This window comes from Azospirillum sp. TSH20 (assembly GCF_003115935.1).
Taxonomy (GTDB): domain Bacteria; phylum Pseudomonadota; class Alphaproteobacteria; order Azospirillales; family Azospirillaceae; genus Azospirillum.
In genome coordinates this window covers 1-15875 of sequence record NZ_LGQU01000010.1, presented here as the reverse complement: position 1 = coordinate 15875, position 15875 = coordinate 1, and the positions used below count along the sequence as shown (strand labels likewise).

General features: G+C 69.5%; 9 protein-coding genes and 1 pseudogene. 4 read left to right on the top strand and 6 right to left on the bottom strand.

Going from position 1 to position 15875, the window contains the following annotated elements; all coding sequences use genetic code 11:
* Window positions 1-57: 57 nt before the first annotated feature.
* The gene (locus TSH20_RS03135) at window positions 58-2775 is read right to left on the bottom strand and encodes a right-handed parallel beta-helix repeat-containing protein (protein WP_109073354.1); all 2718 of its coding nucleotides are present in this window, start codon (window positions 2773-2775) and stop codon (window positions 58-60) included.
* A gap of 189 nt (window positions 2776-2964) precedes the next feature.
* Window positions 2965-4044, bottom strand: coding sequence for a M23 family metallopeptidase (locus TSH20_RS03130; protein WP_109073353.1), 1080 nt, complete (start codon window positions 4042-4044; stop codon window positions 2965-2967).
* 185 nt (window positions 4045-4229) lie between these two features.
* Here TSH20_RS03130 and TSH20_RS03125 point away from each other — a divergent pair, with 185 nt between their 5' ends.
* Window positions 4230-4544 carry a helix-turn-helix transcriptional regulator gene (locus TSH20_RS03125; RefSeq protein WP_109073352.1) on the top strand — a complete coding sequence of 105 codons (315 nt, stop codon included), beginning with the start codon at window positions 4230-4232 and terminating at the stop codon, window positions 4542-4544.
* A gap of 146 nt (window positions 4545-4690) precedes the next feature.
* Entirely contained in the window at window positions 4691-6133 is a 1443-nt protein-coding gene (locus TSH20_RS36275) for a carbohydrate-binding domain-containing protein (protein ID WP_348770398.1), read from the top strand.
* A 74-nt stretch (window positions 6134-6207) separates the two neighbouring features.
* Here the strand turns inward: TSH20_RS36275 and TSH20_RS03115 are convergent, their stop codons facing one another.
* The 3 genes from TSH20_RS03115 to TSH20_RS03105 form a co-directional block, all read right to left on the bottom strand.
* On the bottom strand, window positions 6208-7710 hold the full coding sequence (locus TSH20_RS03115; protein ID WP_109073369.1) for an HlyD family type I secretion periplasmic adaptor subunit: 1503 nt from the start codon (window positions 7708-7710) through the stop codon (window positions 6208-6210).
* A 15-nt stretch (window positions 7711-7725) separates the two neighbouring features.
* Window positions 7726-9990 carry a type I secretion system permease/ATPase gene (locus tag TSH20_RS03110; RefSeq protein WP_247871232.1) on the bottom strand — a complete coding sequence of 755 codons (2265 nt, stop codon included), beginning with the start codon at window positions 9988-9990 and terminating at the stop codon, window positions 7726-7728.
* A 314-nt stretch (window positions 9991-10304) separates the two neighbouring features.
* Complete coding sequence (locus TSH20_RS03105) at window positions 10305-11117, bottom strand: hypothetical protein (protein ID WP_146205350.1); 813 nt, start codon at window positions 11115-11117, stop codon at window positions 10305-10307.
* A gap of 313 nt (window positions 11118-11430) precedes the next feature.
* On the opposite strand from TSH20_RS03105, the gene TSH20_RS03100 reads away from it, so the two are divergent.
* Together TSH20_RS03100 and TSH20_RS03095 are read left to right on the top strand one after the other, a co-directional pair.
* Window positions 11431-12384 carry a hypothetical protein gene (locus TSH20_RS03100; protein ID WP_109073350.1) on the top strand — a complete coding sequence of 318 codons (954 nt, stop codon included), beginning with the start codon at window positions 11431-11433 and terminating at the stop codon, window positions 12382-12384.
* A 225-nt stretch (window positions 12385-12609) separates the two neighbouring features.
* Window positions 12610-13821, top strand: coding sequence for an MFS transporter (locus TSH20_RS03095; protein WP_109073349.1), 1212 nt, complete (start codon window positions 12610-12612; stop codon window positions 13819-13821).
* A 48-nt stretch (window positions 13822-13869) separates the two neighbouring features.
* Here the strand turns inward: TSH20_RS03095 and TSH20_RS34855 are convergent.
* Window positions 13870-15875, bottom strand: a pseudogene (locus TSH20_RS34855) (hypothetical protein); the annotation flags it as partial.

Below are 15875 nucleotides of genomic sequence, written 5' to 3'. Positions count from 1 at the left end.
ACCCGGGCAGGCGGGAGAGGGGCAGGCGGGAGAGGGCGGGGGCAGAGAGCCGGCGCCTCACCCCATCCCGGCGGCGGCCAGCATGCCGCTGTCGGGAACCATCGCCGCCGCACGGTGTGCGGAGGCGGGGCTCAGCGCCCGGCCCTCCTGCCTGCCGAAGACGATGTAGTGCCGCATCGCCGCCGTCAGGTCGCCGCCGGTCGCCGCCACCACGTCGGCGTTCGCCGCCAGATAGGCCGACGCATTGAAACCGGTCGTCCGCCCTTCGGTCCGCCCATTGCTCAGGTAATGCAACTCGGCCCGGGTGGTGTCGGTACCGAAGGCGGCGGCAAGGTCGCTGTTGGCGGCCAGATAGGCTGTGGGATTGAAGGTGACCGTCCGCCCCTCCGCCCGGCCATTGGTGATGTAATGGATCTCGGCGCTCGTCCGATCGGTGCCGAAGGCGGCGGCAAGGTCGCCGTAGGAGGCGAGATAGGCCAGCGGATCGAAGCTCACCGCCCGGCCCTCCGCCCGGCCCATGGTGATGTAATGGATCTCGGCGCTCGTCCGGTCGGTCCCGAAAGCGGCGGCGAGGTCGCCGTAGGAGGCGAGATAGGCCAGCGGATCGAAGCTCACCGCCCGGCCCTCCGCCCGGCCCATGGTGATGTAATGCGCCGCACCGGCATCGCCGTTGGTGCCGAAGGCGTTGGCGAGATCGCCGTAGGAGGCGACGTAGGCCAGCGGGTCGAAGGTCACCGTCCGCCCCTCCGCCCGGCCCATGGCGGCGTAATGCGCCGCGCCGGCGGCGGCGTCGGTGCCGAAGGCCGCCGACAGGTCGCCGTAGGAGGCGATGTAGGCCAGCGGCGAAAAGGCCTGCCCGGACGAGGCCGTAGACGTGCCGGTCGCCGGGGTGGTCCCGCTTCCCGATCCGCCTCCACCCGCGCCGGGGCTGGGGATTCCCGGCACCGTCAGCGGGGCGGACCCCATCCGCGCCCAGTCCAGGTCATGGATTCCCAATCCTGCCGCGGCCCCGCTGCCGAGCCGGAAGTCACCGGCCGCCGGGTTGGCGAACAGCCCCGACGACACCGTGTCGCCGCCGGTCAGCCCGCGCACGCCCTGCAGCAGGTTGTTGGTGACGGTGTAGGAACCGGGGGTCCAGAACTCCCAGTAATCCACGCCCGTGGCGGAGGAGATGACGTTGCCGGTGACGCTGTTGTTGGCGAGCAGCCCGATAGTCCCGGCACTCGGCACCCATTCCAGCCGGATGAAGCGTTCGCGCGGGTTGGACAGGGTGGCGAAGTTGTTGGTGACGCTGTTGGAATCGCCGCCATGGATGAAGACGCTGGCCCAGCCGGTGTTCTGGATGAAGTTGTCCCGGACGGCGACGCCGTTGGCCATGTCGTCCAGATAGATGCCGAAGCTCTTCTGGCGGTCGAGCCAGCCCGACCCGTCGGTCGCCAGCCCGCCGACGTTGCGGATGTCGTTGCCGCGGATGGTCGTGCGGGTGTCGACGTTGGAGCGGCCCAGCATCTCGATGGCGCCGCCGTCGGCGGTCTCGGTCATCGTGTTGTAGATGCGGTTGTATTCCACCACCGTGTCGGTGTTGACGGTGGCGCCGTCCCAGTTCTTGATCGAGATGCCGTAGCGCGGGCTGTTGCGGATGTCGTTGCCGGAGATCAGCGTGCCGCTGGTGCCGTAGAGCTGGATGCCGGCGACGTCCTTCAGCACCTCGCCGATGCCGTCGATGCTGTTGGCGCTGATGCGGTTGCCGTTGCTGCCGTAGGCGACCTTGATGCCGCCGGCCCCCAGATGCTCCATCCGGTTGGCCTCGATCACGTTGCCGGACGATCCGGTCAGCGTCATCGCCGTGCCGGCATCGACGAAGCGGTTGCCGGCGATGCTGTTGGCGGGCGCATTGGTCAGCGTCAGGGCCGAGCCGTCCCAGGTGGTGTCGGCGAAGGTCAGCCCCTGCAGGGTGACGCCGCTCGCCCCGTTCAGCGCCACGAGCGTGCCCAGCCGCGCCACCACCGCGCCCTGGGCCAGCAGGGTGCCGGGGTCCTGCGGCTTCACCACCAGCCGGCCGGTCTCGGCCTGCCAGGCGAATTCGCCGGCGTCGCGGATGAAGGCGTCGTCGTTCAGCAGGCGATAGGTGCCGCCGCTGCGCAGGGCGTATTTCACCCCTTGCGTAAAGTTGACGGTCCGGCTGCCGGCATCGACGGAGGCGACGCCGACGATGTTGTCGGACAGCCGTTCGGTGTCGAAGGTCTGGACCATCATGCCGGGCTGGACGCCTGCGGCCAGCACCGCCGCCATCGCCCCGTCGCCGGCCCCGACGCGCAGGCTGGTCTTGCTGGCGCCGCCGGCCGCCGCCTCCAGCACCGACCAGCCGGATTTGGCGTCGCCGGCGTTCCAGTCGCCGGTCTGCGCCACCTTCTGCCGCACCCCGCCGATGAAGAGGTCGAGGCCGGTGGTGGAGGTCGGCGCGGCATAGAGCCCGCCGCCGATGGCGGTGAAGCCGCCGACCCGTTCGCCGCCGCTGAACACCGGCGTCTCGCCCGGATAGGCCATGATGCGCACGCCGTTGTCGGCCCCGGTCAGCGTGACCGTGCGCGCCATGGCATAGGTGCCGCCGCGCACATAGGTGTCGCGGATGCCGGTCGCCCGCATCGCGCTCTGCGCGCGTTCCAGCGTGGCGAAGGGACCGTCGGTGCCGTCGGCATTGGGTGCCGCCAAACGCCCCGACCAGGAATCGTTGCCGTTGGTCGCGACGTAGAAAGCCTGCTGCGTGTCTGTCATTGCCGGATTGCCTTGCCGATACCGGGCAATCACACAGCAGAAATACTTAATAAGGAGGTAGACTCATCCTTTCGGATGTACACTTTCGTGAGGCGTGTCCGTGTTCATTTCGTGACAAATGCCGGAGCCAGGACAGTTGTCACTTGCCCATTCCTGCGCGTTGTCTTCAACGCCTGCCGCTCAACCAGGTCAGCGCAGCTCGACCCGCCGTTCCTCCCGCAGCACCGTCTCGTCGCCATGGCGCAGCGTCACCGTCACCCGGTAGGGACCGGGCGGCCAGGAGCCGGCGGCCTGCTTCTTCACCTCGGTGCCGAAGAACAGCACGGCCAGCGGACGCGGCACCGCGCCCTCGTTGCGGGACAGGCGGCGGCCGTCGGGCCCGGTCACCTCCAGCGTCACCCGGTCGCCCTTCCGCCCGCCCATCAGCTCCGCCCACACCCCCAGCGTCGGCGCATTTGCCGGCAGGGGCTTGCCGCCATAGCCGCCGTCCCGCGCCACCTCCGCCTTCGGCGCCTCGGGCGCCAGCCCGGCGCCGAGCAGGGCGCTCGGCCGGTAGGCGAGTTTCCGGCGCGCCGTGTCGCTCCACAGCGTGCCCGCCGGCATCGGAGCGTCCTCATGGTCGGCAGCACCCTGGTCAACGGCACAGGACGGCGCCTCGCCGGTTCCCGCCTCCTTGCCGGTATAGGGGTCGAGGGTATGGCCGTCGTGGCGGATGCCGAAATCGACATGGGGAAATTCTGTGTTGCCGGACAGCCCGACCTCGGCCAGCGGCGTGCCCGCCTCCACCCGGTCGCCCGGCCTGACGGCGATGCTGCCGCGCTTCAGGTGGCTGTACTGGGTCTCCCAGCCGTTGCCGTGATCGACCACCACCGCGTTGCCGGCCTCCCGCCCGGCCGGCGCGCCGCCGCTCTGCCGGATGCTGACATCCTCCATGCCGTCGCGCACGCGGGCGACCGTGCCGGGGGCCGCGGCCACCACCGCCACCCCGCGCCGCATCGCCTCCAGGTCGGGCAGCCGGAAATCGGTCCCCTTGTGCCCGTCATAGGTCAGCCGCCCGCAGGCGAAGTCCTGCATCCCCGGTCCCGGATCGGCATCGACATAGTTCTGGACGAAGCACTCCGCCCCGATCCGGCAGCGCACCGGCAATTCCAGCACCGGCGCGCCGGGGAGAAGGGCGGTGGGAGGGGCAGCGGGAGATTGGGCGGCTCCGGCAGACGGCAGGAACACCAGGGCGGCGAACCCCCAGCGATAATGGACCGGCACCCTCATCCACACCCCTCGCACAGCACTGCTCCGTCTTGCCTAACCATCCTTCTACAGGTGGGACGCCGGACGGGAAGGGCCAGACTTATGCTCCCTCATAGCAGCAAGTCTTCTCAACGTCGTTGGAAGAGGCATTGCGAAAAGCGATACTGCCGCTGCGCCACGGGAACCGCCTGCGTTGAGGACTATCCATGATCAGCCCGGCACGGATCATCCGCGATGGCGAGGCCGCCGACGAAGCCGCGGCGATCCAGGCATACGACGCCTACCGGGATGCCTCCCCCGAAACCTTCCCCGACGAGGTCGCGGCGCGGCTACTGGAGGGGGAGCATCCGGTCAAGGTGTTCCGCGACCACCGCGGCCTGACGCAGACCCAACTCGCCGAAGCCGCCGGCCTCAAGCAGTCCTACGTCTCGCAGATCGAGGCCGGGACGCGGAACGGTTCGGTGGACGCCCTGAAGCGCATCGCCGAGGCCCTGCGCGTGGAGTTGGACGACCTGACCTGATCCTTCCGCGACCCACCCTTATGCGACGACGCATAAGAGGTGGCGCGCCCCAAATCCGCCCTGTCCTTATCATCCGAAGGCCACACCACCAGCCGCCATACTCCGCCCCGCATCTTATCGACGGCAGCAGGACGGGGACCGACAGCATGGCGAACAGCACCTATACCGGCCGGGGCGAGACGGTCGTCGTCATCGACAGCGGCTGGTCGCCGACCTGGGAGACCGCCTCGCGCGTGGTCTATCAGCACGATTACGCCAACAACGACGCCGACGCGCGCAACCCCAACACCGACACCCATGGCGCCCTGGTGACCTCCAGCATCCTGTCGCAGGCGCCGGACCTCGGCATCATCGCGCTGAAGGTGATGCCGGACGGCGCCACCACCGCGTCGGGGTCGGCGATCGAACAGGCGCTGCAATGGGTCGTGGCCCATGCGTCGGACTACAACATCGTCGGCGTCAACCTGTCGCTGGCCGGCGGCTCCGCCACCTCGGAGACCACGACCATCCTGTCGGACGAGCTGGCCAGCCTCGCCGCCAAGCGGGTGCTGGTGTCGGCCGCCGCCGGCAATGCCGGGCAGAACGGGACGGCGACCGACGTGTCCTATTTCGCCGCCGACCACAACACGATCTGCGTCAGCGCGTCGGGGGGCGACGGCACCATGCCGGGCTGGGCCCAGCGCGTCCCGGGCATCACCGACCTCTGCGCCGACGGCACCGACATCCGGCTGACCGATCTGGCTGGGCGGACGCTGATGGGCAACGGCTCCTCCTTCGCCGCGCCGGCGGTGACCGCCGCGGTGGCGCTCGCCCAGCAGGAGGCGATCGCGCTGCGCGGCAGCGCCCTGACCCAGGACGAGTTCCTGTCGCTGGCGCACCAGACCGGGACGCCGATCGCCGGCACCGGCTACACCGACCTGAACACCCAGGCGCTGCTGACGAAGATCGGCCAGCTCTATGGCACGACGGCGACGCCGACGCTTCCCGGCACCCCCGCCACCACCACCGCCGCCATCCTGGTCAACGCCAAGGGCGCGGCGGCCGCCGGGGTCAACGCCCATTTCACCCTGCTGGTCGACGGCCATGCCGTCGGCGGCGCCACGGTGGGCACCGCGGCCAAGAACTACGCCTTCACCGCCACCGTGTCGGCCGACAGCGCCCACAAGGTGCAGGTCCAGTACGACAATGACGGCTTCGCCGGCGGCCAGGACCGCAACCTGTTCGTCGACAGCGTCAGCGTCAACGGCCACCGCTATGCCGCCACCGACGCAGCGGTGACCTACGACAAGGGCGCGCTCGACGGGCGCGACGTGGTCAAGGGCCAGAGCGGAATGTGGTGGAACGGCACGCTGGTGGTCGCCGCCGACAAGAGCCTGTTCGGTGCACACCCAGCGGCCCAGGCACAGGTGGCCGAGCTTCAGGCGAGCGACCTGCTGGGCCACGCCGTGTCGGCCAACGCGGCGTCGCACGGGACGGCCGAGGTCACGACGGCTTGGATGCCGGAAACCTTCCCGACCTTCGAGGACGCCGCCCACGGCCTGCACGCCTGGTACGACGCCCACGACATGGCTCATGGAGTGGCGGCGTAACGCGGCCCGAAGGGGGAGTGGGGGCTTGCCCCCACCCCGACCCTCCCCCGCTCCCCGCGGGGGAGGGGGAGAGGTCACCGCTCGTGCATCGCTTCCTGGGCGCTGCGCGAGAGGGGGGAGAGCAGGTAGTCGGCGATGCGGCGGCGGCCGGTCTTGATCTCGGCGCTGACCGTCATGCCCGGCTGCAGCCGCGTCTGCTTGCCGTCGACCTCCAGCGTGTCCTGATCCAGCGCGATGCGGGCTGCATAGACCGACCCGGCCTCCGGCGCCTTGGCGCCACCCTTGTCCGTCCCCTTGTCGGCCTGCTGCTGCTGTTGCACGGCGTCGCTGGACAGCGAGGCGACGCGGCCGGGGATCAGGCCGTATTTGGTGAAGGAGAAGGCCTCCACCTTCACCTCCGCCACCTGCCCGGTCTGGACGAAGCCGATGTCCTTGTTGGGGATGAAGGCCTCGACCTCCAGATGGCTGTCCTCCGGCACGATGACCATCAGCGGCTGGGCGGTGGTCACCACGCCGCCCACCGTGTGCACCGCCAGCTGCTGGACATAGCCGTCCACCGGGGCGGTCAGCCGCAGCAGATCGACCTGCTGCTCCGCCTTGGCCAGCTCCTGCTCCAGCGAGGCGGCCTTGCGCTCGGCCTCGGCGAGGTTGGTGTAAAGCTGGCGGCGGAACTCGGCCTCGGTCTGGCGGCGCTGCTCGGCGGTGGCGGCGATGGAGGCGTCGGCCTCCGTCAGCTTAATCTTCTGGACCAGAAGCTCCTGCTCCTGCCCGACCAGATCCTGCTGGAGCTGCAGATACTGGAAGCGGGACGAGGTGCCGCGCTTCGACAGGTCGTACAGCGCCTCGGCCCGCTCGCGGATCAGCGGCAGGGTGGCGTTCAGCTTGGCGATGGTCTGCACCACGGTGGCGCGGTCGGCCTCGCGCCGGGCCTGCTCGCGGTCGAGCGCCGCCAGCTTGGCGCGCTGCTCGGCGATCTGGCTGGCGAGAAGCTGGCTCTGCATCCGCGCCAGATCGGCCGACAGGCCGGCCGGGGCGGCGAACGTGGCGTCGGTCTTGCCGTTCACCACCTCCAGCGCCGCCCGCAGCCGCGCCGCCTCGGCTTGGGCTGCCGACAGGTCGGAGCGGATGCGGTCGCGATCGGCGGCGGCCTCGGTCGGGTCCAGCTCGATCAGGGTCTGGCCGGCCTTGACCAGCTGGCCGTCCTCCACGGCGATGGCGCGGACGACGCCGGTCTGCATCGGCTGGATGGTCTTGGTCCGGCCGCTCGGCACCACCCGGCCCTGCGCCACCGCCACCACGTCGACATGGCCGAACCATGCCCAGGCGCAAGCCGCGGTGAAGGCCAGCACGATGACCCCGGTGAAGATGCGCGCGGTGGGCGAGGGCGGCCGTTCCAGGATCTCCAGCGCGTCGGGCAGGAAATCCATCTCGTCGCGGCGGCGCTTTTGCCGCCGGGTCGGTGGGCGCGGGCCGCCGGGCGTGCCGGGCGCGTTGGCCGGCGGCCTGACGCCCGGAGTGGAGGTGGGAGGGGTGGGCGCGGAGGGAGTGGTCTTCACCGCGGCGGTCGTCTTGCTCATGGCGTTCATTCCCCCTCAGCCCGCGGCCCGCTGTTCGATCAGCCCGTCCGTCGGCGGCGGGTTCCCGCCCGACAGCTGCCCCATTTGGCCGCGGAACAGCGTCGCATAACGGCCGCCGCGGCGCAGCAGCTCGTCCGGCGCGCCGTCTTCGACGATGCGGCCGCGCTCGACGGTGATGATGCGGTCGGCGATGGCGACGGTGGACAGGCGGTGGGCGATGATCAGCACGGTGCGGCCGGCGCAGATGCGGCGCATGTTGGCCTGGATGATCCGCTCCGACTCATGGTCGAGCGCGCTGGTCGCCTCGTCGAAGATCAGGATGCGCGGGTTCGTGACCAGCGCGCGGGCGATGGCGATGCGCTGCCGCTGCCCGCCCGACAGGCTGGCGCCGCGCTCCCCCACCACGGTGTCGTAGCCGTCGGGCAGCTCGACGATGAAGTCGTGGGCACCGGCCAGCTTCGCCGCGCCGACGACGCGGGCCATGTCCATGGTCGGATCGGTCAGCGCGATGTTCTCGCGGATGGATCCAGAGAACAGGACGTTGTCCTGCAACACCACGCCGATCTGCCGGCGCAGCCACACCGCGTCGGCGGTGGACAGGTCGGTGCCGTCGACCATCACCCGCCCGCGCTCCGGCACATGGAAGCGCTGCAGCAGCTTGGCCAGTGTGCTCTTGCCCGAGCCGGACGTGCCGACGATGCCGACCACCTGTCCCGCCGGGACATGCAGCGACACGTCGCTCAGCGTCTCCGGCCCATCATGGCGGTAGCGGAAGGTGACGTGGTCGAAGGTCAGGTCGCCTTTGATCGCCGGCATGGCGGCGCGGCCGGCGCTCTGCAACGGCTCGGGCGCGGTGTTCAGGATGTCGCCGATGCGGTGCATCGACAGCCGCACCTGCTGGAAATCCTGCCACAGCTGGGCGATGCGCAGCACCGGCTGGACGACGCGGCCGGCGAACATGTTGAAGGCCACCAGCTCGCCCACCGTCAGGCTGCCCTCGATCACCAGCTTCGCCCCCAGCCACAGCACCAGCATTGTGGAGATCTTAGAGACGAACTGCACCGACTGGCTGGCGACGTTGTTCAGGTTTCCGGCGCGAAAACCCGCGCGGACATAGCCGGACAGCTGGTCCTCCCAGCGGCGCTGCATGCGCGGCTCGACCGCCATGGCCTTGACCGTCTCGATGCTCGACACCGTCTCGACCAGGAAGCTGTGGTTCTCGGCGCCGCGGGCGAACTTCTCGTCCAGCCGGCGGCGCAGGATCGGCGTCGCCACCAGACTGATGGCGATGTAGACGGGGAAGGACGCCGCGACGATCGCCGTCAGCATCGGGCTGTACAGCACCATCACGCCCAGGAAGACCACGGTGAACAGCAGATCCAGCACCAGCGTGATGGTGGAGCTGGTCATGAAGTTGCGGATCGTCTCCAGCTCGCGGACACGGGCGACGCTGTCGCCGACCCGGCGCGCCGCGAAATAGCCCATGGGGAGCGACAGCAGCCGCTGGTACAGCTTGGCTCCCAACTCCACGTCCAGCCGGTTGGCGGTGTGGGCGAAGGTGTAGGTGCGCAGGCCCCCCAGCACCGCCTCGAACAGGATGACCGCCAGCATGCCGGCCATCAGCACGTCGAGCGTGCCCAGGCTGCGATGGACCACCACCTTGTCGACCACCACCTGGAAGAACAGCGGCGTCACCAGCGCGAACAGCTGGATGAAGAAGGAAGCCAGCAGCACCTCGCCCAGGATGCCGCGGTATTTCCAGGCGACCGCCCCGAACCAGCGGGCGTCGAAGCGCGGCTGGCCCATGCCCAGCGTGCCCTTGCGCCCCAGGCAGATCAGCCGGCCGCTCCACAAGGGCTCGAACCCCTCGCGGTCGAGGATGCGGGTCTGGTTGGTCGCCGCGTCATGCACCAGCACGCGGTCGTTGCCGGCCTTGGCCAGCACCAGGAAGCCGCCGTCGGGACCGGGGACCAGCGCCGGCAGCGGCGTGCGCTCCAGCCGTTCCCACTTGGTCTTCACCACGCGGGCCTTGGCGCCCAGCCGGTGGGCTTGGCGGACCAGCCCGGTCAGGTCGGGGGATTCCCCGCCGCAGGCATGGCGCACGCCGTCATAGTCGGCCGGAATCCCCAGCATGCGCAGCGCCGACACCAGCCCGGCGATGCCGGGATCGAGACGGGGGCCGGGATTGGGTCCAGGGTTGGGACCGGTTTGGGCGCCAGGGGGAGGGGAGGAGGGGTCCCGCGCCGGATCGGCCGGCGATCCGTCTCGCATCTGTTCCATGAAGGCTTCCCGGTTCCGAAACTCTAAGGGGTGGCGCCGAACGGCTGCGGCCATTCGAAGGTGAGCATCGCCTTCCCCCACGGCCACCCGAACGATGGGGTACCCCGCATCGTCGCCGTTCAAAAGGGGGATGACCGAACGGTCTCCCAAGGCCCTCCGAGGCAACGCCGCATCGGCCCTCTTTCAGGGCGCCGCAGAGGTCCGCAACAGGAGCCTTCATGCGCTGCCGCTATCCGCGGAGCAATCTCGCGACACCCCGCAAGACTCTGGGAACCGCAAGCAGATCCTCTGCTTGCGGCTCTGGTGCCGTCTCCTTACGACCAGATGGACACAGGGGCTGCGAGGGCTGCTTTCGTGTGATACTCACTTGGCAGAACGACGTGAACTTTATCAGTGATATCAAGCGTGAAATCGGACTTACCATCGGCGTTGGTATCGATACTTCCGCCGAAGTGGAGGGTGTGATCGCCGATGCTCAGTTTGTCGAGCACCGCCCAGTAACCGCCGGCCATCGCCGGGCTCTGCTCGACGCCGGTCGGTCCAAGGGCGAAAGCGTCCGAACCGACAGTGTGCTCTTGTATCGTACCGATCGAGAAGAAATCGGTCTTCACATAGTTCCCGTCGAGGGCAACGGGGACGTTGTCCACTTCGAGAAACACACTCTGGACCCACCCCTTGATGGTGTCGATGGTGCTCTCGACGTCCTGGATCGTGGCGGGCGGCGTGGGGTTCGTCTTGTTCAGATCGGGAAGGGATTCCGCCCAGTTCAGTATTGGAACCAGAACGGTGTTGTTGGAGGGAATATAGATATCCTCCCGCGTCACGATTGCGTGTTGGGGATCATTCGATTCCGTGTTGCCGGCAGACCCGGCCAGGAAAAAGAGGTTGTGCCCGACGTCGCCCATGCCCGCAGCGGAACCGGAAAGATCCTCAAATGGATTGTTTCCACTCCCAGATGGCAATTGCGCAGCCCATTTCCACCAAGCTTCTGTAAGACCAGGAACAGAATATCCCCTGTAATGTTGACTGACGAATTCGTTTCCGGACCTCCCGTTTGACGAAGACATGTGACAACCTCCGGTCTGATATTGCCGTTGCGCTTTGGAAAAGCGCGACAGGAACATCATCGTCAGCCCAAACCCTTCGATTAACGCACGTTAACTCTCCACCGAATGAACGCCCCCTCGACCTTTTGTGGCCGCCGGAGGGAAAAAGAATAGGCACCGTCGGGAGGTTGGCCATCTGGCCACTGCGGCCGGATCGGCGGGAGCCGTTGACCCGTGTCATCTGCGTCCGGCATACGCTCCATCGCCCGTCCGGGCCGGTGGCTTTCCCCACCGGCTTTTCCTGGACCCGACGAGGTGCTTGGGAGTAGGCATGCAGCACAGCCGGACCGCCGGGACCGGTGCCGTTTTTCCCCTTCGCCGGAGACGCCCCGCCTTGTTGCCGATCTCCCAGCTGCTGCGCCTTCTATTCCTGCTGCTGACGCCCCTGTGGCTGTCGCTGGCGGTGGAGGGGCTGGGTCTGCAGGGGTCGATGCCGTCGCTGCTGTCCAACTGGCGCCGCTCCGCGGAAGTCAACACCACCCTGGCGCCGCCCACCGGCTGGCGGGAACGGGCCTATCTGGCCGCCAACCCCGACGTCGCCGCCGCCGTCCGCAACGGGCAGCTCTCCAGCGGCTATGCCCACTACGTCCGGCAGGGCCGCACCGAGGGCCGCCGCGGCGGTTTCGCGGAACAGGCCGGGGACGCGGCCAAGCCGGCTCCCGCGCAACCCGCCTCAGAGAAGCCGTCACAAGTCCAGCCGGCCCAACTCCAGCCTGTCGAGACCCAGCCGGCGGCACAGCCCGCCGCACCCTCCATCCCGGCCCCCCCGCTCCCGGCGGCGAAGCCCGAGCCACAGGATGGCGCGCCCGCCCTGCGGACGGAGCCGGCGGTGGAAATCCTGCGTCCCGGCGTCAAGCCGATCCCCGACGCGCCCACCCGCCCGACTGGTGCCCAAACCGCGGCGGCCTCCGCGACGCCCCGCCATGTCGAGCGCATCCGCACCGCCAACGGCGGCGACGGGCTGCGCGTCGTGCTCGACCTCGACCAGGACCCGCGCTTCGAGACGCCGGTGCGCCGCCCCGACGGCCGGCTGGAGGTGATGCTTCCCGGCACGCTGTGGCAGGCCGCCCCGTCCGGACGCCTGCCGGCGACGACGCTCGCCTACCGGGCGGAGCGGAGCGGCACCGGCACCCGCCTGCTGTTCAGCGACGAGGAGGGCGACGCCAAGGGGGATGCCGTCCGGCTGCTCGCCGTCTCAACCTTGGCCCCGGAGAAGGACCGCGGCCACCGGCTGCTGATCGACGTGGCGCTGCCCTCCATGGCGAAGGCCGAGCGCAAGGGCCGCTGAGGAAAGGCTGCTGAGAAAAGCCCGCTGACGGCCACCCGCCGCGGCGATTTCCCCGATTGTCTTCATGGTTGTCTCGGAGCCCCGGATCGGTTAGCTGTCTGACCGTTGTCAGTCGCACTGGCCGTAAGCGTTCCACGTCAATCAACGCACTCAACGATCCTCGCGGTCGGAGTGCGTTCGGATGTTCGGATGCCTGTCGACCGCGGACCAGTGTGGAGCACAGCCATGAGTCCCCAGCCGACACGCGCCCCGTCACGCGATCCATCGCAGGGCCGCCTGTTCATCCTGGCCGCCATCCTTTTCGTCTCCTATCTCTGCGTCGCCATCTCCCTTCCCGTCACGCCGCTGTTCGTGGCCGGAACCTTGGGATTGGGTAATTTTTGGGCGGGGCTGGGCGTCGGCAGCGCCTTTCTCGCCACCATCCTCACCCGCAGCTTCGCCGGCAATTTCGTCGACGGCGGCGGGGCCAAGCCGGCGGTGGCGCGCGGACTGGCGCTCTACATCGCCGGCGGGCTGGTCTCGCTCGCCGCCGGGGTGCTGACGCAGCTACCCTGGCCGGCCTTCTGCGTCCTTGTGCTGGGGCGCCTGCTGATCGGGCTGGGCGAAAGCCTCGTCGGGGTCGGCGTGATCGCCTGGGGGATCGGCATCGTCGGCCCGCAGCGGTCGGGCAAGGTGCTGGCCCTGGTCGGCGCGGCGCTCTACGGCGCCTTCGCGGCGGGCGGCCCGCTGGGTCTTCTGCTGCTCGACGCCTTCGGCTTCGCCGGCACCATGGCGGCCGGCACCCTGCTGCCGGCGCTGGGGCTGCTGGCGATCCGCCCGATGGCGGGGGTCGCGGCGCATCCGGGTGCGAAGCGTCCGCCCTTCCGTGCCGTGCTCGGCCGGATCTGGCTGCACGGCGCCGTCGTCAGCCTGCAGGGCATCGGCTTCGCCGCCATCGGCGCCTTCTTCTCGCTGCACTTCGTCCATGAATCCTGGCCCTTCGCCGGGCTCGGCCTGACCGCCTTCGGGGTCGGCTTCGTCCTGGTGCGCTTCGCCTTTGGCTATCTTCCCGACCGCATCGGCGGCCTGCTGGTGGCGATGGGATCGCTGGCGGTCGAGGTAGTCGGCCAGCTGCTGGTCTGGAGCGCCGGCGACCCCGCCCAGGCCCTGGCCGGCGCCTTCCTGACCGGGCTCGGCTGCTCCCTGGTCTTTCCCGCCATGGGCCGGGAGGTGGTGCATCTGGTGGAGCCGCATCTGCGGGCGACGGCACTCGGCGCCTTCGCGGCCTTCCAGGATCTGGCCTATGGCCTGACCGGCCCGGTGGCCGGGCTGCTCGCCGACCGGGCCGGCTATGGCAGCGTCTTCCTGCTGGGCGGCACGGCAGCCGCGGCCGGCTTCCTGACCGCCCTGTCCATGCGCCGGACCCGGATTGCAGCCGGAGACCGGCCGGTCCAATGAGAAAAGGGCGGCCCCAAGGCCGCCCTTTCCCATCTTCAAGCCCCAACCTCAGACCGGAAGCTCCGTCCTCTGTCGGGTGGACAGCCCGCCGTCGCCCGCCGCCAGCAGGCCCGACGCCGTGCCGGACGACGAGGTATCGTGGAAGCCGCCGTCGATCCCCAGCGTCTCCGATCCGGTCATCCCGGCCGCCAGCATGGTGACGGCGATGGGGGTCATGGCGGCGAAGGCGGGCATCGCCGCCGTTTCGGTGGAGGTGCTGCGCTTGATGTAGGCCAGTTCGACCGCGGCGTCGCTGGTGCCGAACTCCGTGGCGATCTCCGGATGGCTCGCCAGATAGGCCGCCGGGTCGAAGGCGGTCAGCGACCGGCCCTCGCTGTAGCCGAACTGGACATAGTGGATTTCCGCCGCCTGGACGTCGGGACCGAAGGCCTGGATCAGGTCCGGGTTGCTGGCGATGTAGCGCAGCGTGTCGAAGCCCTGGGCCGGGCGGCCTTCCGACCGGCCGAACTGGATGTAATGGCTGGCCGCGGCGTCGGGGCTGAGGCCATAGGCGAGGGCGACGTCCCGGTTGGCGGCCAGATAGTTGTAGCCGTCGAAGGTGACGCTGCGCCCCTCGGCGGAGCCATGCTCGATGAAATGGCGGGTACCGGCGTTGGCGTCGGTGCCGAAGGCAGCGCTCAGGTCCGGATAGGAGGCGATGTAGTCCAGCCCGTCGAAGTTGGGATGCCGCCCCTCGCTGTAGCCGAACTCGATGTAATGCCGGGCGGCGGCGTCGGTGTTGGTGCCGAAGGCCGCGATCAGGTCGGGGTAGGAGGCGGTGTAGGCCAGCGGGTCGAAGGTGATCGTCCGCCCCTCCGCCTGTCCATATTGCAGGTAATGCTGGGTCGCGGCCTCGGTGTTGGTGCCGAAGGCGGCGATCAGGTCGGGATAGGAGGCGATGTAGGCGAGCGCGTTGAAGCCGCCCGACTGCCCGCCGGCGGTCGGCGTCGAGGCGGGATCTGCGGGCGGAACGGGAGTCGGATCTGGAGTGGGAACCGGTGTCGGATCGGGGACGGGATCCGGAGTGGGGACCGGCGTCGGGCCCGGAGTGGGATCCGGCTGCGTGACGGGCGGAGGAGGGGGAGGGGGAGGGGGAGGCGAAACGGCGGCCTGAACGATGGTGACGCTGCCGCCGCTGCCGGCCTGGAGCTGGCTGGCCTCGAAGCTGCCGTTCAGGGTCACCGCCAGATCGCTGCCGACCCGCAGGGTGGTGGAGCCGGCGGCCGTCTCGACCTGCATGGCCGTCAGGTCGGCGCCCTCCATCACCAGCCGGTCGCCGATGCCGGCATCGGCGATGGTGACGGTCCCGGCGGTGCCGGCGGCGATGCGGATGATGTCGTCGCCGCCGTTGCCGGTGACGGTCGTCCCGGCCCCGACGGTCAGGTCGTCGGCCCCGGCGGTCCCGGTCAGGGCAATCCGGGCGAAGCCGGCGGCGCCGGACAGGTTCACGGAAGCGCCAGTCCCCGATGCCGTCACCGCGAGCGCATTGCCGTTGCCGGTCAGCGCCAGCCCGGCCAGCTGCGAGGCGGCGAGCGTCAGGGTGGCGCCGCTGCCGGTGACGTCGATCGCCTCGATGCCCGACAGCGCCATCGCCGACAGGTCGGCGCTGCCGACGATGTGCAACGTGTCGGATGCAGCGCCGCCGACGATGCTGTCGAAGCCGGCGGCCTGGGCGCCCGTCAGCGTGACGTCATGCCCCTTGCTGCCGGTCAGCTCCAATCGCTCCACCCCGGTCAGCGTCATCCCCGTCAGGTCGATGGTGGGGGAGGCGACGTCGGTGTAATATTCCAGGTCGTAGCCGTTGTAGCTGGTCAGATTGTCGGACCGGACCTCCAGCGTGTCGGTGCCCTCGCCGCCGTCGAAGCTGACGGTGCCGGCGTCATACTGGCTGACCACGATGTAGCGGTCGTTGCCGCCCTCGCCATAAAGCGTGTCGGCCTGGGTCTGGGCATAGCTGCCCGAGCTGACGATGCCGGCCAGGATGGTGTCGTCGCCGTCGCCGCCATGGATGGTGT

Coding starts and splice junctions, on each gene's coding strand:
- TSH20_RS36275 (WP_348770398.1), top strand. CDS start 4,691: ATGGCGAACAGCACCTATACCGGCCGGGGCGAGACGGTCGTCGTCATC.
- TSH20_RS03115 (WP_109073369.1), bottom strand. CDS start 7,710: ATGAGCAAGACGACCGCCGCGGTGAAGACCACTCCCTCCGCGCCCACC.
- TSH20_RS03135 (WP_109073354.1), bottom strand. CDS start 2,775: ATGACAGACACGCAGCAGGCTTTCTACGTCGCGACCAACGGCAACGAT.
- TSH20_RS03130 (WP_109073353.1), bottom strand. CDS start 4,044: ATGAGGGTGCCGGTCCATTATCGCTGGGGGTTCGCCGCCCTGGTGTTC.
- TSH20_RS03125 (WP_109073352.1), top strand. CDS start 4,230: ATGATCAGCCCGGCACGGATCATCCGCGATGGCGAGGCCGCCGACGAA.
- TSH20_RS03110 (WP_247871232.1), bottom strand. CDS start 9,990: ATGGAACAGATGCGAGACGGATCGCCGGCCGATCCGGCGCGGGACCCC.
- TSH20_RS03095 (WP_109073349.1), top strand. CDS start 12,610: ATGAGTCCCCAGCCGACACGCGCCCCGTCACGCGATCCATCGCAGGGC.
- TSH20_RS03105 (WP_146205350.1), bottom strand. CDS start 11,117: ATGATGTTCCTGTCGCGCTTTTCCAAAGCGCAACGGCAATATCAGACC.